Origin of the sequence: Streptomyces tauricus (assembly GCF_014650955.1) — a bacterium.
Taxonomy (GTDB): Bacteria; Actinomycetota; Actinomycetes; order Streptomycetales; family Streptomycetaceae; genus Streptomyces; species Streptomyces tauricus.
In genome coordinates this window covers 26,986-53,497 of record NZ_BMVY01000016.1, presented here as the reverse complement: position 1 = coordinate 53,497, position 26,512 = coordinate 26,986, and the positions used below count along the sequence as shown (strand labels likewise).

Sequence of the window (26,512 nt, the reverse complement as noted above, 5' to 3'; positions counted from 1 at the left end):
CGAGAGGAATTCGACAGACCGGGTGTAAGTCCCCCCGCGCGTTGACGATCCAGCGGGCCTCGTGGTCGATCTCGCTACCCTGGCCCGATGACCACCCCTGATTACGCCACGTACATCGCGGGCCTGCCCCGCGTGCTCGTCGGCGCCGCCGCTCTCTTCCGTGACGCCGAGGGCCGTGTGCTGCTCGTCGAGCCCAACTACCGCGAGGGCTGGGCGCTGCCGGGCGGGACCGTGGAGTCGGACGCCGGGGAGACCCCGAGGCAGGGCGCCCACCGGGAGACCCTTGAGGAGATCGGCCTGGACCTGGAGATCGGCAGGCTGCTCGCGGTGGACTGGGTGCCCGGCACGGAGCGGCCCCCGATCGTGGCGTACCTGTACGACGGCGGAGTCCTCACTGACGAGCAGTTCAAGTCGATCCGCCTCCAGGAGTCGGAGCTGCTGTCCTGGCGGCTGGTCCCGCGCGAGGAGCTCACCGATCACATGCCGGGCTCCCTGGGCCGCCGCGTGGTCACCGCACTCGACGTGCTGGTGGAGGGGACGGGAACGGCGGAACTGGAGAACGGCGACCGCGTCGGCTAGACGCTCCCCGCTCGTTCTCCCCGCTCGAACTCCAGCAGCCGCTGCTTGCGTTCCAGGCCGCCGCCGTAGCCCGTCAGGCTGCCGTCCGCGCCCACCACGCGATGGCAGGGCACGATGATCCCCAGCGGGTTCTTGCCGTTGGCGAGGCCCACCGCCCGCGACGCCTTCGGATTGCCGAGGGCGTCCGCGAGCTGACCGTACGAACGGGTCTCGCCGTACGGGATCCTGCGCAGCTCCGCCCAGACCGACCGCTGGAACGGGGTGCCGTGGAGATGCAGTTGCACGGAGAAGTCCTTCAACTCTCCTGCGAAATAGGCTCGTAGCTCCTCGGTCGTCTCCGCGAACGGTGCGTCGTCCGGGTCGCCGAAGCTCTCCTCGGGCGGGCGGTGGCGCTGGTCTGTCATGTAGAGCCCGCTGAGGACGCCGTCGGTGGCGACCAGGGTGAGCGGGCCGTACGGGCTGTCGATGACGGTGTGCTGCTTCGTGTGCTGTTTCAGGGGTTGCTTCACTGTGCTTCCTTCGGTGCGTGAACTGCCGGTTCTGGGAGGAAGTTGACCGGGTGCGTGCCTGTCGCCCACAGGTACTGGACGGCGTACGCGCGCCAGGGCCGCCAGTCCGCGGCCCGTGCCGTCAGCGCGGCGGGAGTGGACGGCAGGCCCAAGTCCCGTGCCGCGTAGCGGATTCCGAGGTCGGTGACCGGGAAGGCGTCGGGGTCGCCCAGCGCGCGCATGGCGATGACCTCGACCGTCCAGGGTCCGAAACCGGGCAGGGCGAGCAGCCGGGCCCTGGTCTCCGTCCAGTCGCCCTCGACGCCCAGATTGAGGGTGCCGTCGGCCAGTTGGCCCACGAGTGTGGTGAGGGTGGTCCGGCGGGTGGCCGGCATGGCGAGCGCTTCGGGGTCGAGTGCCGCGAGTGCCTCGACGGACGGGAAGAGGTGCGTGAGGCCGCCTTCGGCGTCGTCGACCGTTTCGCCGTGGGCCGTGACCAGGCGTCCCGCGTGCGTACGGGCGGCGGCCGTGGACACCTGCTGCCCCAGCACGGCCCGTACGGCGAACTCGGCCTCGTCGACCGTACGGGGCACGCGGCGGCCCGGCGCCTTGTCGACGAGCGGCGCCAGCACCGGATCCGTACGCAACTGGTCGTCGACCGCGACCGGGTCGGCGTCCAGGTCGAGCATGCGGCGGCAGCGGCTGATGGCGACGGTCAGATCGCGCAGGTCGCTGAGGGTGAGCCGGCAGCCGATGTGGTCGGGCTCGGGAGTGAGCGCGACGACTCCGTGGCCGTACGGCAGCCGCAGGGTGCGCCGGTACGCGCCGTCGCGCCACTCCTCCACCCCGGGTACGCCGGTCGCGGCGAGGTGGCCGAAGAGGTTGTCGGGGTTGAGCGGGGCCCGGAAGGGGAGGCGGAGCGCCAACACCCCTGGTGTTCCGGGGGAGTTGGTGCGGCCGGCGCGGTCCTTGGGCGCCCTGGTGCGCAGCTCGCTCGGGGCGAGCGCGAAGACCTCACGGACGGTGTCGTTGAAGGTGCGGACGGACGAGAAGCCCGCCGCGAAGGCGATCTCGGCCATCGGGAGCGGTGTCGTCTCGATGAGCAGGCGTGCCGTCTGGGCGCGCTGGGCGCGGGCCAGGGCGAGCGGGCCCGCGCCCAGCTCGGCGAGGAGCTGGCGTTCGATCTGCCGGGTGCTGTATCCGAGGCGGGTCGCGAGCCCCGGTACGCCCTCGCGGTCCACGATCCCGTCGCCGATCAGCCGCATCGCGCGGGCCACGAGGTCGGCGCGCCGGTTCCACTCGGGCGAGCCGGGGCTCGTGTCGGGGCGGCAGCGCTTGCACGCCCGGAACCCGGCCTGCTGGCAGGCGGCGGCGCTCGGGTAGAACGTCATGTTCTCCGGCTTCGGAGGCACGACGGGGCAGCTGGGCCGGCAGTAGATCCGCGTGGTCAGGACCGCGGTGAAGAACCATCCGTCGAAGCGGGCGTCCTTCGACTGGACGGCGCGCACACAGCGCTCGGTCTCGGCGTGCATCCCGTTCTGCATGCCTCCCAGCATCGCCCTTGGTCAGGGCGATGGCTGGCGGGAATCCGACATCTGCCTCAGGCCCGGCCGCTCCCCCTCTCCCCCGCCTCCCTCGCCGTCACTGATCGGCCGTGGGCCGCCGGGATGCCGCCGTGGCCCTGTCCACATCGGTCAGGGGGCGCAGCCGGTAGGTGTAGGAGTAGTCCCGGTCGGCGAAGAGCTTGTACTCGTCGTGGGTGTGCGCGCCCCAGCTGTTGTCGCCGCCCACCCCCATCTGCCGGTGGTTGACGCGCAGCACGACCTCGTCCCGACGGGTGAGCTGGTAGTCGTGGCGTGTGCCCACCGACAGGTCCTCGGGGGTGAAGTGCGAGGCGTTGACCTCGATGAGCGGTTCGCCCGAGACGAGCAGTCCGGCGCCGTCGCGGCCGGTGAGCGCGGCCCAGCGGACGTCGGTCCTGTTGCCGTTCTCCTGCGGGCGGATGTAGGGCGTCCACTGCTCTGAGACGGTCCCGGAGTACAGCCCCACGTCGGTGCCGTCGTTGCGGTCCCAGTGGTTCTCCTCGGGGCCGCGGCCGTAGTAGTGCAGGTGCTCCAGGCGGCCCGGGAGGAACAGCAGGGTGCCGACCTCCGGGATGTAGGGCAGGTTCGCCGCGCCCGGGTGGAGGGTGTTGTCGACCTTGATCTCACCGTTGCCGAAGACCGTGTAGGTGGTGGTGTACGTCGACGCGGTGGTGGTGGGCAGGGTTCCGGTGACCTTGATCCGGACGGCCCGGTCGCGCAGGGTGGCGACGCTGACGTCCGTCACCTTCCGCAGGGTCCCGGCGTCGCGCCAGGTCTGGTTGCGGACGTGCTGGCCGTTGCCCCGGTCGTTGTCGGTCGGTGCCCGCCAGAAGTTCGGCACGGGCCCGGAGGTGAGGAGACGGGCGCCACGGGCCTCGTACGAGGTGAGGGTGCCGGTCTTCTTGTCGACGGTCACGGAGAAGCCGTCGCCCCTCACCGTGACGGACCGCTCGCCGTCCTGGTGGCGCAGCCGGGGCACGCGGTCCAGCGGCACCTGCCGTACGGCCGGGCTGCCGGCGTCGACCGGGAGCTGCTGTGCGGCCACCTCGAAGCCGGCCTCGGCCCACTTGGTGCGTTCCTTGGTGGTGAAGGACAGGCGCAGGAAGTACTCCGTGCCGGGCGCCGGGTCCGCCGGCAGTCTGACGGGCACGGTGATGTCCTTGCCGCTGAGCGGGGGCACGTCCAGCTGGGCGCGGCTCAGCTTGCCGCGCCGCACGGTCCGGCCGTCGGCGACGAGGGTCCAACTACCGTCGAACTCGCGGAGGTTGGTGAACAGGTACTCGTTGGTGAGGGTGATGGCGGCTCCGGCGGATCCGACGGCGAGGGTCTTCCCGTACGACGCCGGCGCGGCGTTGACCGCCTGGTAGATCCGCTTGACCTCCGCGGCCTTGCCGGTGTGGCCGCGGTCGGCGGTGACGATGCCGTCCGCGACGAAGGCCCCGTCGTTCGGGTGGTCGCCCCAGTCACCTCCGTACGCGAAGAAGTTGCGGCTCCCGGGCCGTTTCCCCGTCACCTTCACGGTGGCCGCGTCGAACCAGAACCGCACTCCGTCGTCGCCGGGGCCGCGCCTCTCGGAGGCGAGTTCGGCCGCGGACAGGGCCCGGGCGTAGACGCGCGCCCGCCGGATGCTGCCGCTGAACTCCCGGGTGGGGTTGTCGACGTCCGTGGCGAGCGAGAGCGGCGCGGTGTTGACGGCGGGCCGCCGGGTGGTGGTCCGGGTGGCCCTGACCGTGCCGTCGACATGGAGGGTCAGGGTGCCCGCCGCCGCGTCGAAGACGCCCGCGACGTGGTGTTCCCGGCCGGTCCAGTCGTCCGGGAGCGGCCAGGTCGCGGTGATCCACTGGCCGTCGCCGTGGATGAAGAACTCCAGGTTCTCGCTCGTCTGCTTGAGGGCGTACTGGGTGTCGCCCTTGGTGAGGAGCGGCTGGTGGTAGCCCGTCACGTGCGGGGTGACCCAGGCTTCCAGGGTCAGGGAGCCGGTGAGGTCGAGTCCGGGGTCGCGGGCGAAGACGGTGCTGCCGGACAGGCCCTTCCTGCGGTCGAAGGTCGCGCCGGCGGCCTGGATCTCGCCGCGCACCGCGGCCGGCCCGGTCTCCGTGAAAAGCGTGCGTGCGGGGACCGGCGTGGTCAGGGACTGGTCGACGAAGTCCCAGATCCAGCCGCCCTGCAGCACGTCGTGGCGGCGGATGAGATCCCAGTACTTCTTGAAGTTGCCGGTCGAGTTCCCCATCGAGTGCGAGTACTCGATCATCACGTACGGGCGGGTGTCCGAGGTGTCCTTCGCCCGGGCCTCGACGCGCGCCGGACTGTCGTACATCTCCGAGCGGATGTCACTGATCTCCGGCCGGTCGTCGCCCTCGTACTGGATGACACGGGTCGGGTCGTACGAGCGGATCCAGTCGTGCATGGCGACGAAGGTGCTGCCGCCGCCGGCCTCGTTGCCGAGCGACCAGATGACGACGGAGGCGTGGTTCTTGTCGCGGTGGACCATGTTCCGGGCGCGGGCCACGCACGCCCTGCTCCAGTCGGGGTGGTCGCCCGGGTACTCGTCGCGGATGCCGTGGGTCTCCAGGTTGGTCTCGTCGACCAGGTACAGGCCGTACTCGTCGGCCAGCTCGTACCAGTGGATGTTGTTCGGGTAGTGCGAGGTGCGGACGCTGTTGATGTTGGTCCGCTTGATGATCTCGATGTCCCGGACCATGTCCGCGCGGGTGAGCGCGGTGCCGCGGTCGGGGTGCATCTCGTGCCGGTTGGTGCCCCGCAGGGAGACGGGCCGGCCGTTGACGCGCATCAGCCCGTCCGTCAGCGCGAACTCGCGCAGACCGACCCGGTGCGAGAGCGTCTCGACGACCCTGCCCGCCGGGTCGCGCAGCCGCAGCACGGCCGTGTACAGGTACGGGTCCTCGGCCGACCACAGCCTCGGCGCGGGCACGGCTCTCGCGGCCTGTACGGTCACGTCCTCGCCGGCCGGGGCGGAGCCGAGGTCGACGCCCTGGCGCAGCGGGCGGGACCAGACGGCGTGCCCGCGCGCGTCGTAGAGCTGGGTCTCGACGGAGTACGACCCCCCGGCGCCGTACCTGTCACCCCCGTCGTCTCCGTCCTGGCCGCCGTAGTCGCGCACGCTCGCGGTGACCGACAGTTCGGCGGCCCGGTAGCCGTCGCTCAGCGGGGTGTCCAGCTTGAAGTCACGCAGGTGCACGGCCGGGGTGGAGTAGAGGTGGACCGAGCGGAAGATGCCGCTCAGCCGGATCATGTCCTGGTCCTCCAGCCAGTCGCCGTCGGAGTAGCGGTACACCTCCACCGCGATCTGGTTGGTGCCGGGCTTGAGGTGCTCGGTGATGTCGTACTCGGCGGGGGTGTAGGAGTCCTCGTGGTAGCCGACCAGTTCTCCGTTGATCCACACGTAGTGGGCGGACTTGACCCCTTCGAAGTGCAGGAACGTCCGCCGCCCGGACCAGCCCCTCGGCACGGTGAAGGTACGTCTGTACTGGCCCACGGGGTTGTACCGGGTCGGGGCGGCCGGCGGTTGCGGCTCCTCGCCCAGACCGTTGGGGCCCCAGTAGGGGTACGTGATGTTGATGTAGATCGGGAAGTCGTAGCCGTGCAGCTGCCAGCAGGAGGGGACGGGGATCGTGTCCCAGGAGCTGTCGTCGACGTCGGTGCGGTGGAAGTCGGGGTCCCGGTCGTCGGGGCGGTCGACGTAGGCGAACTTCCATGTCCCGTCGAGGCTCATCCGGTACGGCGAGCGGGTGCGGTCGCCGTCCAGCGCCTGTGCGACGTCCGCGTACGGGGTGAGGGTGGTGTGCGGCGGCTCGGTCCCGACCTGGAAGACGTCGATGGCTCCGTTCCACTCCGGGGATCCGTCCGCCGCGGCGGGCAGGCCGGCCGCGTGGACCGTGGCGGCGGACGAGGGCAGGGCGAGCGCGCCGAGGACGACGGCCCCGCCCTCGAGAAGTCGACGACGGCTGACAGGAGTCGCGTGCGCAGGCAGGTACGGGCGCGGGTGCGGCATGGCTGGGGCCTTCCTCGGTACGACAGTGGGGTGCGCGAACTGAGGGAGCGTCACGTCTGGTCGATGTTGGTCGATGCAGTGGGCATACGGATGGCATACGTAAGTTGATGTCGGGCCAGAATGCGACTGCTGAGGACGAAGACACCTGGTGAGCCACAGAAAACCCTAGGACCCGAACACAAACGGAGCAATGACTCTGTCGGGCTCTGTGTGATTCTGAGAGCCGGCGGGCGAGGGTGGAGCACGAAAAGGCACTGGCCCCGGGGCTTTTCGCCCCGGGGCCAGTGCGGCGGAACGTCAGTTCTTCGGGTCGCCGCTGAACTTCGCGGTCGACCAGAAGTAGCCGAGTACCGTGAGGCCCACGCACCAGCCGATGGTGAGCCACCCGTTGTGGCCGATCTCGGTGCCGAGAAGGAGTCCGCGCAGCGTCTCGATGGCCGGAGTGAAGGGCTGGTACTCGGCGACCGGCCGGAACCAGCCGGGCATGGAGTCGACCGGGACGAAGGCGCTGGAGAAGAGGGGCAGCAGGATCAGCGGCATCGCGTTGTTGCTTGCGGCCTCGGCGTTCGGGCTGACCAGGCCGATACCGACCGCGATCCAGGTGAGCGCCAGGGCGAACAGCGTGAGCAGCCCGAACGCCGCCAGCCACTCCAGCAGCGTGGCGTCGGTCGAACGGAAGCCGATGGCCACGGCGACGGCGCCCACGAAGACCACGCTCATGACCGACTGCAGGACGCTGCCGATGACGTGCCCGGTGATCACGGAGCCGCGGTGGATCGCCATGGTGCGGAAGCGGGCGATGATGCCTTCGGCCATGTCGTTGGCGAAGGAGACCGCGGTGCCCACCGTGGTGCTGCCGATGGTCATCAGGAGAAGGCCCGGGACGATGTACGCGATGTACTCGGAGCGGTCGGCGCCGCCGCCGCCGATGCCCGCGCTCATGGTGTCGCCGAAGATGTAGACGAACACCAGCAGCAGCATCACCGGGGTGAGCAGCAGGTTCAGGGTGAGGGACGGGTAGCGCCTGGCATGCAGGAGGTTGCGGCGCAGCATGGTGTTCGTGTCGCGGACGGCGAGGGTCAGGGCGCTCATCGGACGGTCTCCTTGGGCTGGGTGGTGCTGCTGGTCAGAGCGAAGAACACGTCGTCGAGGTCGGGGGTGTGCACGGTGAGTTCGTCGGCCTCGATACCGGCCGAGTCCAGCCAGTCGAGGATGGAGCGCAGTTCGCGCTGGCTGCCGTCGCTGGGGATCTGCAGCGCCAGGGATTCGTCGTCGCGGGTGACCTCGCGCAGCGCGGCTGCGGCTGTCTGGTAGGCGGCCGGGTCGGTGAAGCGGAGCCGGACGTGCCCGCCCGGGATGAGCCGCTTCAGCTCATCGGCACTGCCCTCGGCGGCGATCTTCCCGTCGTTCAACACCGCGATGCGGTCGGCGAGTTCGTCGGCCTCCTCCAGGTACTGCGTGGTGAGCAGGACGGTCACGCCGTCGGAGACCAGGCCGCGGATGATGCCCCACATGTTGTGGCGCGAACGCGGGTCGAGGCCGGTGGTCGGCTCGTCGAGGAAGATGATCCGGGGGTTGCCGACCAGGGTCATGGCGATGTCGAGGCGGCGCTTCATACCGCCGGAGTAGGTGGAGGCGGGCTTCTTCGCGGCCTCCACCAGGTCGAAGCGCTCCAGCAGTTCGGCGGTGACCCGCCGCCCCTCGCCCTTGGGCAGGTGGTGCAGGTCGGCCATGAGGAGCATGTTCTCCTCGCCGGTGATCAGCCCGTCGACCGCGGAGAACTGGCCGGTGACACCGATGGCGGCCCGCACGGCCTGGGGAGCGGTGGCCAGGTCGTGCCCGGCGACCTGCATCTCGCCGGCGTCGGCGGTGATGAGGGTGGAGAGGATCTTCACGGCGGTGGTCTTGCCGGCGCCGTTCGGCCCGAGCAGGGCGAACACGGACCCGGCCGGGATACGCAGGTCGATGCCGTCGAGGACGACCTTGTCGCCGTACGACTTGCGCAGCCCGATGGCGGACACGGCGGTGGGCGACGGGTGGGCGCCCTCATTGGATGTGGGCATGACAGATGAAGGCATGGAGCCCTCCTGGTCGAGAGGCGTGAGGGACGGGTGGGAGCCAGGTACTGCTCTGCGACGGATGCTCAGGCGCAGGCGGTCGGGCGCGGGTGCTCAGGCGTAGGTGCTCAGGCGCTGGCGGTCGGACGCAGGTGCTCAGGCGTGGGCGGTCGGGCGCGGGTGCTCAGGCGTCGAGGGTCGGGCGCAGGTGCTCGGCTCAGGCGCGGGCGCGGCGGACTTCGATGTTGCCCCACCGTGTACGGGCCCGGACCTCGACGGAGTCCCCGGACTCCTCCGGGTCCGGGCCGTCGGCCACGGTGAGCGCGTTGTGCACGCGCCCCTTCTCCGAGCTGACGTCGAGCCAGGCGGCCGTGCCCGCGCGGATACCGACCTCGATCCCGCCGTAGGACGTCTCCAGCTGGACGGTCCCGCGGGCGACATCGGCGACGCGCAGTGTGCCGTGCGCGTTCGCGGCGATGACGGAGCTCTCGGCGCGCTCGACGAGGATGTCGCCGTGCGCGCCCTTGACACGCAGCTCGCCGACGACGGCTCCGACGGTCGTGGCGCCGTGCGAGTTCTTCAGGACCGCGTTCCCGTCGACGGTGCCGACGCGCAGGCTGCCGGAGCTGGTGGTGATCTCGGCGAGCCCCTGCACATGGCCGACGGTGACGCTGCCGTGGGACGCGGTCAGCTGCAGCGGACCGGTGACATCCAGGTGGACGTCGCCGCTCGACGTCTTCACCCGGACCTCACCGAGCCGCCCCTCGCCCCGCACCTCGGTCCAGGATCCGTCCACCTCGACCCGGGAACCGGCGGGCAGTTCGACCACGACGTCGACGCTCCCGGTGCGCCCGAGCGGGTAGCGCGTCTTGGGCGCCGCGACGGTCAGGGTGCCACCCGCGTAGGTGACCCGGGTCTGGTCGACCGCCTTGATGTCGGCGTTCTTCTCCGGGTCGCGTGCCAGTACGTCGACGACGGTGTCGGAGCGTTCGGAGGCGATGAGCCGGACCGTTCCCGCATCCACACGGAACGCGACGGCGATCGGTTCAGGAGTGTCGAAAGAAGGCATGGCTGTCCCGTCATCTTGGGTCGTCGAGGTGTTCTCGCTGGTGGAAGGTGGTGTGGGGCGGTGTGGGCAGTGGGCGCTCAGCGCACCCAGCCGGTGAAGTTCCGGCCGCTGGTCATCGCTCTCTCCCCGGCGGGTACCGGGGCGCCGGCGCCGGCCTCGACGGCGGACGCCACGGCGCGCACCAGCCACGCGTTGACCGACAGGCCCTCCCGGCCGGCCGCTTCCTCGGTACGGGCCTTGAGGTGGGCGGGCAACCGGAGGTTGATACGCGCGGTGGCGCCGTCACCGTCCTCGACCGGCATCGCAGGAGGCGGTGCGGCGGTGGCGCCCTGCGGCTCGAAGCTGTGGTCGCCGGACGGCGGCGTCACCACGAATTCCGGGTCGAGCCCGCGCAACCGTACGTCGACCGACCCGGGAGCGAGCTCACGGGTGACCTCGTCCATCGCGGCGGAGAGCGCGTTGAGCAGAGTCAGGTGAGCCGCCGACTCCAGCGGAGCGGTGAGCCGCTCGGCCAGCTCGCGGGCTTCGTCCCCGCCTGCTTCGGCGGCCACTGCCAGCTCGCGGCGGAGAGTGTCAACATACGGCCTCAAGTCCATGAAGCTATCATGGCACCAAAGTGGCTCCACTTTCAAGTCGACGAGAGGCAGAACTTTCCCTTCACGTTGACTCATACGCTCTGACCTGCAAGAACACCGAGACACCAGGGCATCCCCCTCGGTGGCACATTGGCACCATCGAGCCCGGCAGCAGTTTCTCGGTCTCGATATGACAGTGCCGTGCGGGCGTCCGGGATCGCTTCCGCCTCGTCGCGGCACCGTCCTGCCGGCGGGACAGGGCACTTTCCACAACTGCTCGCCCCGGCACCGGAGTTGTCTTGACCGGTTGATCCACCTCCGTGAACGTGGAGATGACTCAACGACCTCGGCGGCGCAGTGGAATGAGGGGGAAACCGCGTGGGACACACCGGCATGGACACGGACGTGGTGATCGCGGGCGCCGGACCTACGGGCCTGATGCTCGCCTGCGAACTACGGCTGGGGGGCGTCGACGTCGAGGTGGTCGAGCGGCTCGCCGACCGGACCGGCGAGTCGCGAGCCGGCGGAATGCACTCCCGCACCCTGGAGACACTGGACCAGCGTGGAGTCCTGGACCGCTTCCTGGCCGTCGGCGAACCGCAGCTGGTGGGCCACTTCTCCGGGCTCATGCTGGAATTCGACGCATCCGAGTCCAGGCACCCCTACCCGCTGATGATCCTGCAGTCCGCCATCGAGCGGCTGCTGGAGGAGTGGGCCGCCGAGCTCGGCGTGCGGGTGCGCAGGTCGTCCGAGGTGACCGGGATCCGCCAGGACGAGGCCGGCGTGACGGTCGAGCTGCGTACGGCTCAGGCCTCCCCCGCGACGCTGCGCGCCCGCTACCTCGTGGGCTGCGACGGCGGCCGCAGCACGGTGCGCAAACTGGCGGGCATCGCCTTCCCCGGCACTCCGGCGACGATGACCGCGCTGATCGGCGACGTCGTACTCCCCGACCTGGCCGAGGAATACATCTGGGCGCGGCGGTGTCCGAGCGGCGAGTTCTCGGCGATCGCCTTCGAGCCGGGCTGGTACCGGGTGATCACATCCGAGTACGACCGTGTCGCGGGCCGCGACGAACCCGCGACGTTCGAGCAGCTGCGCGAGTCGCTGATCAGGCTCGCGGGCACCGACTACGGCATGCACAGCCCCAAATGGGTCTCGCGGTTCGGCGACGCCGCACGGCAGGCCGCCCGGTACCGGGAGGGCCGGGTGCTGCTCGCGGGCGACGCGGCGCACACCCACTTCCCGGCCGGCGGGCAAGGGCTGAACATGGGAGTGCAGGACGCGGTCAACCTCGGCTGGAAGCTCGCCTCGGTGGTGCGCGGCCAGACGCCGGAGAGCCTGCTGGACAGCTACGATGCCGAGCGCCACCCCGTCGCGGAGCGCGTGCTGCACAACACCCGGGCGCAGGCGGCCCTGACCCGTCCCGGCGCCCAGACGGACGCGCTGCGCGACGTGTTCGGCTCGCTCATCGCGTTCGACGATGTCAACCGGTATCTGGCGGGCATGCTCACCGCGCTGGACATCCGGTACCCGCTCGACGGCGACCACCCGTTGACGGGCCGCCGGGTCCCCGACGCCGACCTCAAGACGCCCGAGGGCGCCACCCGCGTCCACGAGCTGCTGCACACCGCCCGTCCCGTGCTGCTCGACCTGCGTGGCAGCGCCGAGGTGGCGGCGGTCGCCGGGGAGTGGGCCGGCCTCGTCGACCTCGTCGAGGCCCGCAGCGACGACGACTGGCGCGTCCCGGCCGTCGGCCGGATCCCCGCTCCCGCCGCGCTTCTCATCCGCCCCGACGGCCATGTCGCCTGGGCGTCCGCCGCCGACGCGCCCGACACCTCCGCGCTCCGGACCGCCCTCGCCACCTGGCTGGGCCCGCGTCCTCAGGGGTGAGACACCGACCGACCCGACCGGTTCACGGCCGGTGCCGCCGACGGTCGGCCATGAATTCCCCCGCGGCCCGAATGGGTTCTTTCCAAGCGCCTGCTGCTGCCCGGAACAACTCGCGACCTCGAATCGAGGCGGCCGGCACCAATTTCCGGTGAATCCCTGATCCGGTTCTTGCATTCGTTGCACCGGAGGCTGCGGACGGTCCACGATGGAGGCCCCCGTTGTCCTGCCAACAGGACAGCGCGGTGATTTCGCCGACTATTCGCCGCAGCATTTCGGCGCCCTACGGACTCGACACCGCGATGTCCTTGTTCTCGTCACCCCACGAAAGGTGAGCGCTGCATGTTCGTCCCCAGCCAATACCGAGAACCGGACGTCTCCTGGATGGTCGGTCTGATGCGCGAGAACCCGCTGGCTCTGATGGCCAGCAACGGAACGCCCGCCGACGGGCCGTTCGCCACCCACCTGCCGGTCATCATCGACCCCGGAGGGGAGGAACGCATGGCGGCGGACCTGTCCGGCATGCCCCTGCTGGGTCATATGAACCGCGCCAATCCGCACTGGGCGGCGCTGGACACCGGGACGACGATCCTGCTGACATTCACCGGTCCGCACGCCTATGTCTCGCCTACCGTCTACGACTTCACACCGGCCGCGCCGACATGGGACTTCACATCGGTGCACGTGCACGGAGTCGTGGAAAGGATCGAATCGACGGAGGAGACGCTGGGCGTCGTACAGGCCACGGTGCAGGCTTTCGAAAAGGAATTCGGCGACAGCTGGGACATGACCGAATCCCTCGAATATTTCCGCAAGATAGTGCCCGCCGTGGGCGCGTTCCGTGTCCGGGTGACCAAGGCCGAGGGAATGTTCAAGCTCAGTCAGGAACAGCGCCCAGAGGTTCGTGAGCGAGTGGCTCAGTCGTTCAGCGGGCGCGGCTGCACACGGCACGCGCAGACCGCGGATCTCATGAACCGTCTGCCGTGACGGCTGCCCCACGCGCGGCGGGGTCCACACGCCTTGGCGTGTGGACCCCGCTGCTTTCTCCGCTTGCCTTCTCCGCTCCGGGCGGACACCCCGGCGCTCGGGCGCGACCGTCGCACCGGCCGGGCCGACGCCTACGGAGCGGTCATACGAGGGGCGGTTGCCGGTCGGCCTCCTTCAGCAACTGATCGGCGGCGGCGTCGAGCGTGGCCGTCACCCACTCCCCCAGATCGGCGCCCGCTTGGGCCGCCGCCTTGTGCCACCACTGGATCCGGTTGTCGGGCACGGCGAGCCGACGCGTCGCCGCCACCGCGTCCGGCTGCTGCGGGGTGCCGTCCCGCTCGGCCTGGAGGGCAAGGCGCAGCTTCTTGGTGCTCCACTTCATCCGCTCGGCGCGATCGAGCCAGGCCTCCTGCTCATCGACGCGCAGCGACGCCAACTCGGCGTGGTGCTGGAAGCTGAGCGCGGGCCGCCGTCGGCGCAGTTCGAAGCGCCGGGAGACCCAGGCGTAGTTGCGCAGCGTCTGGTACTGGAGTCCGGCCGCGCTGATGCCGCGCTCGTAGCGGTCGGCATAGTGGTCCTTGCCGTAGACGAGCCAGTCTCCGAGCCACCAGGACGACGAGTTGAGCAGCCCGGAGAGCTGGCGGCCCGCGCGTTCCCACTCCTCGAAGGCCAGTCCCACGGGTATGTGCAGCCCCACTTTCGTGGTGAGCACCTGATCGCTCCGCGTATCGACCCCGCCGGCTCTTCGTGGCCCCGGAACAGCCCCCGGGGCTCCGCCGGACATGAGTACCTCGGTGTCAATGCAATCCTCTACCTGCTTCTTCATCACGCCTCCGTGTCTACTCGCGTATCGACCGAGCGGATTCGCGGTGGCTCCCCGTTCGAATACAGAAAGCACTCACCCCGTGTTTTCTTGCACGCAGCCCAAAAGCAATGGCCACCATCCTCCACAGACGGGCACTACCGGCCTGAATGAACCGGCATTGCGCGGTTCCATGCCGAGGTCCAGATGACCAACTGCCGCGTCCCGAGTAGATCCTGACGAAGATGCGAGTTCAAGGATCTTGGCACCATCGAGCACTACTTTGCGGAGTCCGAACGCCTCCTCAAGTCAGTGGTCCACTCCACTGAATGGCGCGATCTCAGTACGCATCCTGGGGTTGGGGTCCCTCGGACAACCGCCCCGACGCGCCACGGGCCACCCGCGGCGCCGCTCCCCATCACCGCACCATCGCCCCGACCGGGCGCACGCGCTCAATTCCCGCGCAGGTCACGGGCGTTGCGGCCGCGGAGTCCCCACCCCGCCGCCGACGACAGGGACGAACAGCCCGCCGTCGACAGGCATGAGCGGAATCCAGCCGTCATCCTTCGGCGGGCATCCCGGGGCCCGGTGCCACTCGTGACGCCAAGACAGTCCACCGGCCCCAGGAAGTGGCGCCACACTGAAGCGCGACTTAGACTCTCGTCCCACAACGCTCAGTAAACTCGGGGGAGTTATTGCGGCATGGATGGGACTCACGCGACCACGAACGCCTCGTCGCCTTCACGAGACACGACTTACGCCGTCAATTCGGAATTAACTCTTGAAAGATACAGCAGCACGATCTTCCAGAGTCTGCGCCGGACCGACCAACGCAAGTGGGCACACGCCTATTTGCAAGGGTTACTCGTCACCACGGGCAAGAAGTCGGTGCGTCGACTCGCCACCTCGATCTCCCGCGACCCGTCCGTCGTGCAGTCGCTGCGCCAATTCGTCAGTCTCAGCCCGTGGGACTTCGACGAGGTCATGGAAGAACTGACCCGATGGGTGAAGGCCCATCGTCCCGAACCCGTGTGGTCCATCAGCCGGGCCGTCCTGCCCAAGCGCGGTGACCGGTCGGTGGGTGTCAACCGCTACTTCGACCCGTCCTCGGGCCGTACGCTCAACTGCCAGCTGGGACTGGGCTCCTTCCTGAGCGTGGGCGGGTCCCAGCTTCCCGTCGACTGGTGCCTGCACCTGTCGACGGCCTGGACGCAGGACCCCGAACGGCGCAGGGAGGCGCGGATACCGGAGTCCGAGCAGTACCAGCCACTGTGGGCGCACGCACTCCGGCTCGTCGACCGGCTGTCGGCCCGCACGGGCTCCACGTCCTCCGTCGTCCTCGTGGACATGAGCGACGAGCCCGACGTGGGGCACCTGCTGCACGGACTCTCCAGGCGCCGGCGCGACTTCGTCGTCGCGGTGCCACCACATCTGGCGGTACTGCCCGCCGGCGAGAGCGCCCCGGCACCGGTGAGCGCGAGGACGCTGCTCGCCGCGCAGAGCCTGGAGAGGGCCGTCGTTCCGCTGCCCGGCGGGAAGCAGCGCGCGACACACCTCCAGACGTCGCTCGTCCATCTGACGGGCGGCTCACAGGGAAGCTCCCCGGGCGCTCCCTACCGGCTCTTCACCGAAGTGGTGCCCGCCCGCACGCCGGTTCCCCTGTGGCTCACGAGCCTCGTCCACAGCACTCTCGCGGACACCGGCTCGATCGCCGCGCTGTACCCCGGGACGATGGACGCGATCGATTCCATGGAGCAGGACATCGGGCTGCTGGACTTCGAAGGGCGCTCGTTCCCCGGCTGGTACCACCACATGGCCCTCGTCTCGGCCGCGTACACCTACCGGCGCCTGCACGAGCGCACCGCCGCGCCGTCCCACCACACGGCGCGGCGGGTGCCGTAGCGACGCGGCAGGCGGCTTCTTCCTCCGATCGGGGGCCGGTCCGGGCTCGGACCGGCCCCCGCTGTCTGCCGGACCGCCCCTGCCTGTCCTCACCAGGGACGACGCTCCCAGGGCGACGTCGGTGCGTGCATGACCGGTTTCGCTCGCTGCCCCATGAAGTTACAAGTGTTTCGCACCCCGACATGCCGTTGTGACACTAATGTGGCATCACGTGGCGTAAGGGGATCGTCACACCGAGCCGTATCGGGCGGCTCGCGCCCCGGGGCCGAACCGGGCGCCGCAACGAAGCGTCGTCTGCACCAACCGGCGGCCGCAGACATCTCCGAGGAGGCCCGCCATGCCGACGTTCGACACACCATCACCTGTCCGGGTCGGGCTCAGCCTGGCGATCGGCCAGGTCCGCATCGTCGCGAGCAACCGCGCCAAGACGATGGTCACGGCGCGTCCGCGCGACAGCGACGACCAGGACGACGTACAGACCACCGAACAACTCCGCATCGACTACGCCGACGGCCGGCTGCTCGTGAACGCCTCGGAGCCGGACGGGAACGGCGGCGCGGTCATCGTGACGCTGGCCGTACCGATCGGATCCAGTCTGCACGGGCGGGGTATCGCCGCGGACTTCCTCGGAGTGGGAGAGCTGGGCGAGTGCCGGCTCAGCACGGGCCTGGGGCACATCAGGCTCCACCGCACCGGAAGCCTTCAACTGGCCGCCACCCTGGGCGACATCACGGTCGCCCGCGCGGTCGGCACGGTCGAGGTCACGGCGGACCGCGGCAACGTCCACCTGGGGCTGGTCGAGGGCAGGACCACGATCAGCGCGAAGGGCGAGGGCGACGCCACCGTGCGGGAGGCGCGCGGTGCCGCGCGCCTGCACGCCGAGAAGGGGGCCATCAGGATCAACCGGGCACACACCGACGTGGAAGCCCGCACGACCCACGGCGACATCGACGTCGGGGAGGCGATGCGGGGATGTGTGGTCGCCACCACCACGTTCGGCAGCATCCGGGTCGGTGTGGCCGAGGCCAGCAGCGCCCGCCTGTCCCTCGACTCCGCCGCGGGCACCGTCTACACGGCCCTCTCGCTCCTGGAGGAGCGCGAGCGGGCCGACAGAGTCGTACGCGTCCAGGCCCGGACCGTGTGCGGCGACGTCGTCGTGGAGCGTTCCCACCCGGCATGAATCCGGACCCACCCTCGCGGGGTCGCACGTCAGACCTGCATGACGCCACATTGCCGCACGCATGGCGCCATTCCCTCTTCGGGGCCGGTCGACGATATCCGGTCGATCACCCGCATTTCCGTCACTCACAGTCCGCCGTGGTCTTGTGCCAGAGTCATATAAGTGCCATAGTGGCACCACAGATTCGGTGCTGCACGACAACGCGAGTGAGCGAGCCCGGCCCCACTGAGGCGGAGGGCGAAGGTGGCCCTGTCTCCGAGCGGCCCGGCGACCAGGCCCCGATGTTCGTCGCCGGCCCCTCTCCACGAAGCAGGCTCGACGCTGCCGTGGAGACACCGGCGGCGACCGAGCGCCGACCACGATCACGGTACCGATGCCGTCCCCGTCGGTTCATCGGTACCGCCCCGCGGGCTCCGGAGAGGCCCCCCGTCCTCCGGGGCCCGCCACGCCACCGGCCCCTGCGGACAGGACGACCGTCTTGTCCGCAGGGGCCGGGTGGTACGTCAGGAGACGGCTTCCGTACGGTACTTGAGGCGACCCAGTACGTCCCTCATGTCCGCCAGCAGCGCGGCCTCCTCGGCTCTGAGGTAGAAATGCCCACCGGGCAGTACCCGGAGCCGGAAGGCGCCCTGCGTCGTCTCCGCCCAGCCGCGCATCTGCTCCGGGGTCACTTCGGGATCGTCGTGCCCGGTGTAGCCGTACACCGGGCAGTCGAGCGGAGGACGGGGCCCTGCGGGATAGGCGTCGACCAGCCGGTAGTCCGCGCGGATCGCGGGGAGCACCAACTCCCTCAGCCCGGGGTCCTCGAAGACCGGGGCACGGCTCTCGTCGAAGCGCAGGACGTCCGCGATGATCTCCTCGTCCGTGCCGAAGAGCTTCCGCAGGCCGCCCAGCGCCTGCGGTGGACGTCTGCCGGACACGCACAAGGCGGCCGGCGGACTCCCCCGTCGCTGGAGGCGCACGGCCACCTCATGCGCCACCGAAGCCCCCATGCTGTGGCCGAACAGCACCAGCCGATGCCGCGTCAACTCGCCGAGCGCGTCGGCTATGTCGTCCGCGAGGGCTTCCAGCCCTGACGGGAAGGGATCGTCGAGCCGGTCCTCCCGGCCCGGGTACCGGACGGCGAGCACGCCGACGTCCGAAGGGAGCCCCATGGGCCAGGTGCGGTACGCGTGGGCCCAGCCGCCGGCGTGCGGGAAGCAGACGAGCTTCGTCCCGCACCCGTCGTCATCACGGAAACGGCGTACCCACAGCTCTTCCACCGGATTCCTCATCCCAGAACCCTCATCCCAGAACCCTCTTTTCCGCACGCCGGAGACATGCATCGATCCGCATTTCGGTTGTTCCGGTTGTTCTCAAAGAGGAGATGACAATGCCCGGGCCGCGCGTTCGCTGTTCTGTTCCACCCGCCGGGCGACGATCGAGTCGGCTATCTCACCGCTTCGTACGGCGATGTTCGACAGCAGCGAGGAGGTCAGCCCGTGGGTGTGTTCGGTGCCGCCCTGAAGATAGATGCCGCACCGCATCTCGGGTTCGGTGACGATGCGGTAGTCCCGCTCCACCCGGTACCGGCCCGACTCGTCCCGCAGGCAGTACCGGTCGAGATCGCCGAGCAGCCTGGTGGGCTCCATCTCGGTGTAACCGGTCGCGCAGACGACCGCGTCGAAGTCGAGTTCGCGCACCCCGCCGCCGGGACCCTCCTGCAGCGAGACGCGGGTCTCGGCGCCGGCGCGCTTCACATCGGTGACCCTCGTGAGATTGAGGAAGTGCAGGCGTTTGATGCCGCGTACGTCGTCGTCGTACGACCTGCGGTACAGATCCCGGATCACCTCGTCGTCGACGACCGAGTAATTCGTGTTGCGGTGGTACCGCCAGAACGCCTCCCGCGTCTGCTCGGTGCCGAAGTAGTAGTCGTCGACGGCCCCCGAGTCGAAGATCTGGTTGGCGAAGGGGGTGTCGTCCGCGACGGAGTAGCCGTAGGACGGGATGACGGCCCACACCTGGGCGTGCGGAAGCTCGTCGTAGAGGAACCTGGCGATCTCGGCGGCGCTCTGGCCCGCCCCGACCACCGCCACCCGACGCAGTTCCGCGGGGTTCATGCGGCGGTACTTCTCCAGGAACTCGGAGCTGTGCCACACCCGTTCGTCACGGTCGGTCCCCTCGGGCATGCTCGGTACCAGGCCCGTCGAGATCACCACGTTCCGTGCCTCGACCACGCGGCTGACCCGGCCTGCGGCGTCCGCCACCTCCAGTCGCAGCCGGTCCGACAGTTCCGGATCGGCGCCCGGACGCAACCCGACCGACGTCACTTCCGAGCCGTACGCGACCCGGTCGGACACCTGCGCCTGCGCCCATTCGAGGTACTGGTGGAACTCCTGGCGCGTGGGGAAGAAATCCTGGTTGTTGACGAACTGCGAGAGCCGCCCCGACGCGTACAGGTACGAGATGAAGCTGAAACCCGACGTCGGATTACGGAAGGTCGCCAGGTCCTTGAGAAAGGAGATCTGCATGGTCGCGGAGGGCAGCAGCATGTTGCGGTGCCAGCCGAAGGAGGGCTGACGCTCGAAGAAGAGGCTGTTGATCCCACCCTCCAGACCATTCGCCCGGCTCTCTTCCAGGGCGATGGCGAGCGACAGATTGGAAGGACCGAATCCGATGCCGACCACGTCGTAGATCTCGTGTTCGTGACTGCTCATAGAGAATTCTCCCGCTGGCGTAGCTGCGCGATGCGCTGGCCGCGTCTTCGACCGGCACGATGAACCATTCGAGTGCGCCGGACTCCGCCGACGCGCACCGTTGTTTCGGAGCATCCATGGGGGCCATGCGTGTGTTCCCCACCGACGGGACACACATGCACCCGGTGTTCGTCCCTCCTTCGCCGTAGCGGCCCGTCAGAGGACCTCGCCGTCCTGCGTCCTCCTGCGCAGGGCGGGCCTGCTCGACCGGGCGAGGTCCGCCAGCACGTCCGACAGACCGGTGACGGTGCGCGCCGCGAACAACGTACGGATGGACACCTCGATGTTCAGCTCCGCCCGGATCAGGTTGACCAGCCTGATCGCCCGCAGCGAGTTGCCGCCGCGGTCGAAGAAGTCGTCGTCGATGCCCACCCGGTCCAGTTCGAGCACCTCGGCGAAGGCCTCGGCCAGTACCCGCTCGGTACGGTTGCGCGGTGCCCGGTACGTCTCGTCATCGAACTCGGGCTCCGGCAGCGCCGCCCGGTCCACCCTTCCGCCGACCGTCAGCGGCAGGCGGTCCAGTACCACGAACACCGACGGCACCAGGAATTCCGGCAGCCGTCCCGCGGCGAACCGGCGCAGCTCCTCGGTGTCCGCGCCGTCGGCGCCCCGGCCGCCCACCGGGACCACGTAGGCCACCAGCCGCTGCTGCCCGGAGTCGTCCTGGCCGGCCACCACGACGGCCTGCGCCAGCCCGGGGTGCTCGGCCAGCGCCTCCTCGGCCACGGCCGACTCGACCCGGACACCCCGTATCTCCGCCTGGGTACCGGCCCGGCCCACCGACTCGAGCCGGCCGCCGGTACCCCAGCGCACCCGGTCTCCGGTCCGGTACATGAGAGCGCCGGGCGGACCGAACGGGCAGGGCACGAACCGCTCCGCGGTCTGTCCGGGCCGCCCGGCGAAGCCACGCGGCACACCGGCCCCGGCCACGTACAGCTCGCCTGTCACGCCGGCGGGGACCGGCGCCAGCCCCGGCCCCAGCACATAGAGGGCGGTGTTGTCCATCGGCCGCCCGGCCGCGCCCGCGTCGCGCATCGGTTCGGCCGCCGCGAGGCGGTCGCACGCGGCGAACAGGGTCGTCCCCGTCGGACCGTGACCGTTGACGATCGTCAGGTCCGGGCAGGCGTCCCGCACCCGCCGCAGCGCGGCCACCGGCACGCGGTCGCCGCCGGTCCACACCTCGCGCAACCCGGCAAGGCACTCGGGGCGCTCCGCCGCGACCGCCGAGAACTGGCCCGCGGACAGCCATACCGTGGAGATCCGGTTCGCCTCCCGCAACCCGGTCAGTGCGTCGGGGTCCAGCTCGCCCTCAGGAGCCACGACCACCCGGCCGCCGTTCAGCAAGGGCACCCACAGCTCCAGGGCGAGCGCGTCGGAGGTGTGGGGCGCGTGCCACAGCACAGCGCTCCGGCCGCCCTCCTGCCAGTGGCGGTCCAGGACGAACCGCTCCATGTTCCGGTGCGTCACAGCGACTCCCGTGGTCGCACCGGCCGGTCCGGAGCCGTACATCACGGCCAGCAGACTGTCTCCGTGCGACGCCGCGTGAACCTCCCGGACACCGTCGCTGTCGGCGGCGGTGGCGGTGGCGTTGTCCGAGAGGATGTCGTCGAAGACGATCGACGGAACATCCACGTCGGTGGAGAGGACGTCGGCTGTCGTCGCGTCGGTGAGCAGCACGCGCGCCGAGAAATCGCTCACCACCGACCTGATCCGTTCCGCCGGGAGCGCCGGGTCGACCGGCAGACATGCTCCGCCCGCCTTCACCACCCCCAGCAGGGCGACGGCCAGGTCCACCGACCGCGGCAGCGCCACCGCCACGACGGTCTCGGGTCCGACCTGCCGGCGTCGCAGCCCCTCGGCCAGGCGGCTCGACCGCTCGTCCAGCTCCCGGTACGAGAGAGCCGTGTCGCCGGACTCCACCGCGACGGCATCGGGGGCCCGCTCCACCTGGCGGGCGAACAGCGCGCTGACCGTCAGCCCCGGCAGCGGTGTGTCCGTGTCGTTCGGTACCGTCAGCACCCGGTCCCGCTCGGTACCACTCAGCACATCCAGCGCACCGACCGGCAGCTGCGCGTCGCCGGACGTCAGGGCACGGATGTACTCGATCAGCTCCGCGCCGATGAAGCGCAGCTCCGCACCGTCGTACAGGCCCGCGGGGGCATCGAGCCGGAGGAACAGATCGCTGTCGGCGCTCCCGTCGGTGTAGACGCCGATCGACAGTTCGTCGAAGACCCCGGTCGTCCCTCCGATGTGGCGCGCCGGGCTGTCGGCGAAGTGGAGTTGCTCCGCGAACTCGACGACGTTGATGGCGGCGCCGAAACCGCTGCGGCCGCTCAGGGTGGCTCCGCTCGCGCGCTGGATGTCGGAGTAGTGGCAGGCGGTGTGACCGAAGATCTCGTACGTCTCGTCGACCACTGTGTCGGCGATGTCGGCGAAGGTCGCTCCGAGCGGGACCCCCACCCGCACCGGCACCACGTTCACCGCCAGCGCGGGCGTCGTGCTCGCCACCCCGGCCCTGTTGGCCACGGCCAGCGAGAGGAGGAACTCCGGACGGTCGCAGCGGTGCCGGAAGAACACCGCCGCGGCCGCGGTCAGCAGTGACGACATCCACACACCCATGGACTTCGCCTTGTCCGTCCACCTGTCCGCCTCCGCGCGCTCAACGGTCAGTGTCCGGCTCACCATGCCGATGGAGTCGGCCAACTGCGCCCAGCGGTCGGCGCCGCTCATCGGTTCGAGGAGCGCCGACCGCGTCGAGTCGGACAGGGCGACGCGCGGCACCTGCGCGGGTGCGGGCGCGTTCGCCAGGTAGTCGCGCCAGAACTCCTCGTCCTCGGTGAACTGCTGGGAGGCACGGTATTGCGCCGCCTCGGCCGCGAACGACTCGACGTCCCACGGATGCGGCAGCTCAAGCAGCTCCGAGCCCCGCGCCAGCGCCGTGTACACCTCGGCGAGGCGCCTGGACAGCAGACCGCCCGCCCCGTACCCGTCCGACACGAGATGGTGGTAGGCGATCACCACGAGAGAGCGGGCCGCACCGAGTCTCAGCACACCCAGGCGCAGCAGCAGATCCCGCTCCAGGTCGAACGGCTTCCCCACCACGTCGGCGACGGCTTCGCGCGCCGCCTGCTCGGGATCGGCCGCGGTGCTGAGATCCAGGAAGAACGGCTGCCAGTCCCCCAGTTCCCGGGGCACCTGCCGCAGTCCGCCGCCGTCGTCGACGAAGTTGACGCGCAGCACCTCCGCCTCGCCCAGCACATGCCGGAACGCGGATTCCATCACCGTCGTGTCCAGCGCACCGTCCACGTCCCACATGACCAGCGCATGGTTCAGGGTGTCGGGCGACATCTGCTGTGCCAGCCACATCCCCTTTTGCGCGGACGACGCATCGAACGAACGCACACCGATCATCTCCTCTGTAGACAGGCCCGTACATTGCTCGCGGTGTCCCGTCGGCAGGACGTTCCTACGGACGGAAGGCGACCGGGGCGCGGTGGGATCACTGCCGGTCCCGGTCGGCCATCGAGGTCACGATGTGTCCCGCGATCAGCCTCGGTGTCGGGTACCGCAGCGCCACGTTCGCCTTCAGCCGCAGGCCGGTCGTCTCGGCCAGGCGCTTGCTCAACTGCATCGACAGCAGCGAGTCGAATCCGATGGCCCTGAACTCCTGGTCGGGGTCGATGGCCTCACCGGAGGGGTGTCCGAGCACGACGGCGGCCTTCTCCAGGACGTGGTCCAGCACGAGCGCCTTCGCGTCACTGTCGGAGAGCGTGGAGAGCATGTCCGACAGGGGAACCAGGTCGTCGTCGTCCGCGGGCAGTTGTGTCGCGGGCATCTCCGCCGCCGGCGCGGTGTGCGAGGAGTTCAGCCAGTACCGCTGCCGCTGGAACGCGTACGTCGGCAGATCCACCCGCCGGCGGCGCGTCCCGAACACGGCGTTCCAGTCCACGGACCCGCCCTGGGCGTGGAGTTGGGCCAGCGAGCCGAGCACGGCCTCGACCTCTCCGCGATCGCGCCGCGCCGACGACAGGACCACCGCGTCGCCCGCTTCCTCGACCATCTCCTGTACCGGGACGGTCAGCACGGGGTGCGGGCTCATCTCGATGAACACCCCGAAGCCGTCGTCGTGCAGGCGCCGGACGGAGGATGCGAAGCGGACCTTCTCGCGCAGGTTGTTGTACCAGTAGTCGCCGCTCAGCTCCGCCGTGTCGATGACTTCGCCGTACAGGGTCGAGTAGAAGGGCAGCGTGGACGTTCTCGGGCTCACGCCGGACAGCGATCCGATCACCTGGTCACGGACCCGGGTCACCTGGTGCGAGTGGGAGGCGTAGTCGACCGATATCCGCCGGGCCTGAGCGCCTTCGGCCTTCATCTTCTCGACCAGTTCGTCGAGCGCGTCCGGTTCCCCTGACACCACCACCGAGCGGGGTCCGTTGACGACGGCGACGCTCACCCGGTCGTGCCACGGCGCCAGCCGGGACTCCACGACGTCCGCGGACTCCGCGATCGACGCCATCCCGCCGTGGCCGACCAGGCTCACCAGGGCCTTGCTGCGCAGTGCCACGACTCTGGCGGCGTCGCGCAGCGACAGCGCACCGCACACGTGGGCGGCGGCTATCTCGCCCTGGCTGTGTCCCACCACCGCGGCCGGTTCCACCCCCCAGGACCGCCACAGGGCGGCCATGGACACCATCACCGAGAACAACGCGGGCTGGACCACATCGACCCGGTCCAGAGTCGGCGCCCCCGCCACACCACGCAGCACGTCGAGCAGCGGCCAGTCGACCCACTCGGCCAATGCGTCCGCGCACGCGTCGAGGCTCTCCGCGAAGACCGGGAAGGTGTCATACAACTGCCGTCCCATACCGGCCCACTGCGACCCCTGGCCCGGGAACATGAAGACCACACCACCGACGTCCCCGGCGACACCCCGCACGACCCCGGCGGACTCCGTACCGTCACGCAACGACGCCAGACCGGTCAGCAACTCGTCCCGGTCACGCCCCAGCACCACCGCCCGATGCCCGAAAGCCGACCGGCTCGACACCAACGACCCACCCACATCGGCGACATCCAACCCCGGAGCAGCGGCAACGAAATCACGCAGCTTCTCCGCCTGCGCCCGCAGCGCCCGCGCCGACCGCCCCGACACGACCCACGGCACCAACCCACCGGCACCACGCGGCAGTTGACCGGCGACGGAGAGCACTGCCCCTGCCTCCAGCCCGGGCCCGGGCTCGGGCTCGGGCTCGGGCGCCTCCTCCAGGATCAGGTGCGCGTTGGTGCCGCTGACTCCGAACGACGACACCCCGGCCCGTCGCGGGCCCGCCGCCGTGGGCCACTCACGTCCCTCCTCCAGCAGTCGGATCGCACCGGAGGACCAGTCGACATGCGGTGAGGGCGCGTCCACGTGCAGGGTCTTCGGCAGGAACCCCGCACGCATGGCCATCACCGTCTTGATGACACCGGCGACCCCGGCGGCGGCCTGGGCGTGACCGATGTTCGACTTCATGGACCCCAGCCAGAGCGGTCTGCCCTCGGCCCGGTCCTTCCCGTAGGTCGCCAGCAGAGCGCCCGCCTCGATGGGGTCCCCCAGCACGGTTCCGGTGCCGTGGGCCTCCACCACGTCCACCTCGGAGGCCGCGACCCCCGCGTTCGCCAGCGCCTTTCTGATCACCTTCTCCTGGGCGAGGCCGTTGGGAGCGGTCAGCCCGTTGCTGGCCCCGTCCTGGTTCACCGCGGAACCGCGGATGACGGCCAGCACCGGGTGGCCGTTGCGGCGGGCGTCGGACAACCGCTCCAGCAGCAGCACACCCACCCCTTCGGCCCAGCCGGTCCCGTCGGCTCCCGCCGCGAAGGACTTGCACCGGCCGTCGGCCGACAGACCCCGCTGCCGGGAGAACTCCACGAAGATCGCGGGCGTCGACATCACCGACGCCCCGCCCGCCAGGGCGAGTGAGCACTCCCCCGAACGCAGCGACTGCACTGCCAGGTGCAGGGCCACCAGCGACGACGAGCACGCCGTGTCCACGGTCACCGCCGCCCCGGTCAGCCCCAGTTCGTACGCCACCCGGCCGGACGCGACGCTCAGCGCGCTCCCGTGCATCAGGTAGCCCTCCAGCTCGTTGTTGCTCGCCTCCAGGAAGCGCGAGCCGTACTCCGACGAGCTCACCCCGGTGAAGACACCCACATCGGTCCCGCGTACGCCGACGGGCACGATGCCCGCCCGTTCGAGGGCCTCCCACGACGTCTGCAGCAACAGGCGCTGCTGCGGATCGATCGCCAGTGCCTCCCGCGGACTGATGCCGAAGAAGTCCGCGTCGAAATCGGCCACGTCCGTCAGGAAGCCGCCGTGCCGCACGTACGAGCTGCCGAGCGTGTCGGGGTCCGGGTCGTACACATCGCGCCACCCGCGGTCCGTGGGGAACTCGCCCACGGCGTCCACTCCACCGCGCACCATCTCCCACAGGTCCTCGGGCGAGGCCGCACCTCCGGGGTAGCGGCACGCCATGGCCACCACGGCGACCGGCTCGACGCGGCCGGCTTTCAGGGCGTCGTTCTCCTGCCGGAGGCGGTCCCGCTCCTCCAGCAGCATGCGCAGCGCCCGCTGGACCCGGTCCCCGCCCTCATCCGGGCGATCGGCGGTGTCGTTCATG

The 26,512-nt window shown here is 70.1% G+C and carries 17 protein-coding genes; 5 read left to right on the top strand and 12 right to left on the bottom strand.

Going from position 1 to position 26,512, the window contains the following annotated elements; translation table 11 throughout:
• Nucleotides 1-87 precede the first annotated feature (87 nt).
• Nucleotides 88-579 carry an NUDIX domain-containing protein gene (locus IE278_RS23580; RefSeq protein ID WP_189775243.1) on the top strand — a complete coding sequence of 164 codons (492 nt, stop codon included), beginning with the start codon at nt 88-90 and terminating at the stop codon, nt 577-579.
• On the opposite strand, the gene IE278_RS23575 is transcribed toward IE278_RS23580, so the two are convergent.
• The 7 genes from IE278_RS23575 to IE278_RS23545 form a co-directional block, all read right to left on the bottom strand.
• On the bottom strand, nt 576-1,088 hold the full coding sequence (locus IE278_RS23575; protein ID WP_246570549.1) for a methylated-DNA--[protein]-cysteine S-methyltransferase: 513 nt from the start codon (nt 1,086-1,088) through the stop codon (nt 576-578). The two genes, IE278_RS23580 and IE278_RS23575, sit on opposite strands and share 4 nt — an antisense overlap.
• Complete coding sequence (locus tag IE278_RS23570) at nt 1,085-2,611, bottom strand: AlkA N-terminal domain-containing protein (protein WP_281403188.1); 1,527 nt, start codon at nt 2,609-2,611, stop codon at nt 1,085-1,087. The genes IE278_RS23575 and IE278_RS23570 overlap by 4 nt, the downstream gene beginning before the upstream one ends.
• A gap of 97 nt (nt 2,612-2,708) precedes the next feature.
• Entirely contained in the window at nt 2,709-6,662 is a 3,954-nt protein-coding gene (locus tag IE278_RS23565; protein ID WP_189775242.1) for a glycoside hydrolase family 2 TIM barrel-domain containing protein, read from the bottom strand.
• A gap of 297 nt (nt 6,663-6,959) precedes the next feature.
• A complete protein-coding gene (locus IE278_RS23560) occupies nt 6,960-7,754 on the bottom strand; it encodes an ABC transporter permease (protein WP_189775241.1) in 795 nt (264 codons plus the stop codon).
• Nucleotides 7,751-8,740, bottom strand: coding sequence for an ATP-binding cassette domain-containing protein (locus IE278_RS23555; protein WP_189775240.1), 990 nt, complete (start codon nt 8,738-8,740; stop codon nt 7,751-7,753). The genes IE278_RS23560 and IE278_RS23555 overlap by 4 nt, the downstream gene beginning before the upstream one ends.
• A gap of 196 nt (nt 8,741-8,936) precedes the next feature.
• Nucleotides 8,937-9,788, bottom strand: coding sequence for a DUF4097 family beta strand repeat-containing protein (locus IE278_RS23550; protein ID WP_189775239.1), 852 nt, complete (start codon nt 9,786-9,788; stop codon nt 8,937-8,939).
• 77 nt (nt 9,789-9,865) lie between these two features.
• A complete protein-coding gene (locus IE278_RS23545) occupies nt 9,866-10,384 on the bottom strand; it encodes a hypothetical protein (RefSeq protein WP_189775238.1) in 519 nt (172 codons plus the stop codon).
• A 357-nt stretch (nt 10,385-10,741) separates the two neighbouring features.
• On the opposite strand from IE278_RS23545, the gene IE278_RS23540 reads away from it, so the two are divergent.
• Together IE278_RS23540 and IE278_RS23535 are read left to right on the top strand one after the other, a co-directional pair.
• On the top strand, nt 10,742-12,253 hold the full coding sequence (locus IE278_RS23540) for an FAD-dependent monooxygenase (protein ID WP_246570548.1): 1,512 nt from the start codon (nt 10,742-10,744) through the stop codon (nt 12,251-12,253).
• A gap of 339 nt (nt 12,254-12,592) precedes the next feature.
• Nucleotides 12,593-13,237, top strand: a complete 645-nt coding sequence (locus tag IE278_RS23535; protein WP_189775237.1) for an FMN-binding negative transcriptional regulator — start codon at nt 12,593-12,595, stop codon at nt 13,235-13,237.
• Nucleotides 13,238-13,379: 142 nt separating this feature from the next.
• Here the strand turns inward: IE278_RS23535 and IE278_RS23530 are convergent, their stop codons facing one another.
• Nucleotides 13,380-13,949: an LmbU family transcriptional regulator gene (locus IE278_RS23530; RefSeq protein WP_246570547.1), complete on the bottom strand. Its 570-nt coding sequence runs from the start codon at nt 13,947-13,949 to the stop codon at nt 13,380-13,382.
• A 792-nt stretch (nt 13,950-14,741) separates the two neighbouring features.
• Between IE278_RS23530 and IE278_RS23525 the strand changes: the two genes are divergently transcribed.
• Together IE278_RS23525 and IE278_RS23520 are read left to right on the top strand one after the other, a co-directional pair.
• Complete coding sequence (locus tag IE278_RS23525; protein ID WP_246570546.1) at nt 14,742-15,941, top strand: IS701 family transposase; 1,200 nt, start codon at nt 14,742-14,744, stop codon at nt 15,939-15,941.
• A 337-nt stretch (nt 15,942-16,278) separates the two neighbouring features.
• A complete protein-coding gene (locus tag IE278_RS23520) occupies nt 16,279-17,121 on the top strand; it encodes a DUF4097 family beta strand repeat-containing protein (protein WP_189775235.1) in 843 nt (280 codons plus the stop codon).
• A 503-nt stretch (nt 17,122-17,624) separates the two neighbouring features.
• On the opposite strand, the gene IE278_RS23515 is transcribed toward IE278_RS23520, so the two are convergent.
• From IE278_RS23515 to IE278_RS23500, 4 genes are all read right to left on the bottom strand, one after another.
• Nucleotides 17,625-18,395, bottom strand: a complete 771-nt coding sequence (locus tag IE278_RS23515) for a thioesterase II family protein (protein ID WP_189775234.1) — start codon at nt 18,393-18,395, stop codon at nt 17,625-17,627.
• Between the two features lie 81 nt (nt 18,396-18,476).
• Nucleotides 18,477-19,817: a lysine N(6)-hydroxylase/L-ornithine N(5)-oxygenase family protein gene (locus tag IE278_RS23510; protein ID WP_189775233.1), complete on the bottom strand. Its 1,341-nt coding sequence runs from the start codon at nt 19,815-19,817 to the stop codon at nt 18,477-18,479.
• 195 nt (nt 19,818-20,012) lie between these two features.
• A complete protein-coding gene (locus IE278_RS23505; RefSeq protein ID WP_246570545.1) occupies nt 20,013-23,258 on the bottom strand; it encodes a non-ribosomal peptide synthetase in 3,246 nt (1,081 codons plus the stop codon).
• A 97-nt stretch (nt 23,259-23,355) separates the two neighbouring features.
• The gene (locus IE278_RS23500; protein WP_189775231.1) at nt 23,356-26,511 is read right to left on the bottom strand and encodes a type I polyketide synthase; all 3,156 of its coding nucleotides are present in this window, start codon (nt 26,509-26,511) and stop codon (nt 23,356-23,358) included.
• Nucleotide 26,512: the final 1 nt, after the last annotated feature.

Excerpts from the sequence above, each read along its gene's own strand:
- IE278_RS23580 (WP_189775243.1), top strand. The coding sequence starts at position 88 with ATGACCACCCCTGATTACGCCACGTACATCGCGGGCCTGCCCCGCGTG.
- IE278_RS23570 (WP_281403188.1), bottom strand. The coding sequence starts at position 2,611 with ATGCAGAACGGGATGCACGCCGAGACCGAGCGCTGTGTGCGCGCCGTC.
- IE278_RS23565 (WP_189775242.1), bottom strand. The coding sequence starts at position 6,662 with ATGCCGCACCCGCGCCCGTACCTGCCTGCGCACGCGACTCCTGTCAGC.
- IE278_RS23560 (WP_189775241.1), bottom strand. The coding sequence starts at position 7,754 with ATGAGCGCCCTGACCCTCGCCGTCCGCGACACGAACACCATGCTGCGC.
- IE278_RS23555 (WP_189775240.1), bottom strand. The coding sequence starts at position 8,740 with ATGCCTTCATCTGTCATGCCCACATCCAATGAGGGCGCCCACCCGTCG.
- IE278_RS23550 (WP_189775239.1), bottom strand. The coding sequence starts at position 9,788 with ATGCCTTCTTTCGACACTCCTGAACCGATCGCCGTCGCGTTCCGTGTG.
- IE278_RS23545 (WP_189775238.1), bottom strand. The coding sequence starts at position 10,384 with ATGGACTTGAGGCCGTATGTTGACACTCTCCGCCGCGAGCTGGCAGTG.
- IE278_RS23535 (WP_189775237.1), top strand. The coding sequence starts at position 12,593 with ATGTTCGTCCCCAGCCAATACCGAGAACCGGACGTCTCCTGGATGGTC.
- IE278_RS23525 (WP_246570546.1), top strand. The coding sequence starts at position 14,742 with ATGGATGGGACTCACGCGACCACGAACGCCTCGTCGCCTTCACGAGAC.
- IE278_RS23520 (WP_189775235.1), top strand. The coding sequence starts at position 16,279 with ATGCCGACGTTCGACACACCATCACCTGTCCGGGTCGGGCTCAGCCTG.
- IE278_RS23515 (WP_189775234.1), bottom strand. The coding sequence starts at position 18,395 with ATGAGGAATCCGGTGGAAGAGCTGTGGGTACGCCGTTTCCGTGATGAC.
- IE278_RS23510 (WP_189775233.1), bottom strand. The coding sequence starts at position 19,817 with ATGAGCAGTCACGAACACGAGATCTACGACGTGGTCGGCATCGGATTC.
- IE278_RS23500 (WP_189775231.1), bottom strand. The coding sequence starts at position 26,511 with ATGAACGACACCGCCGATCGCCCGGATGAGGGCGGGGACCGGGTCCAG.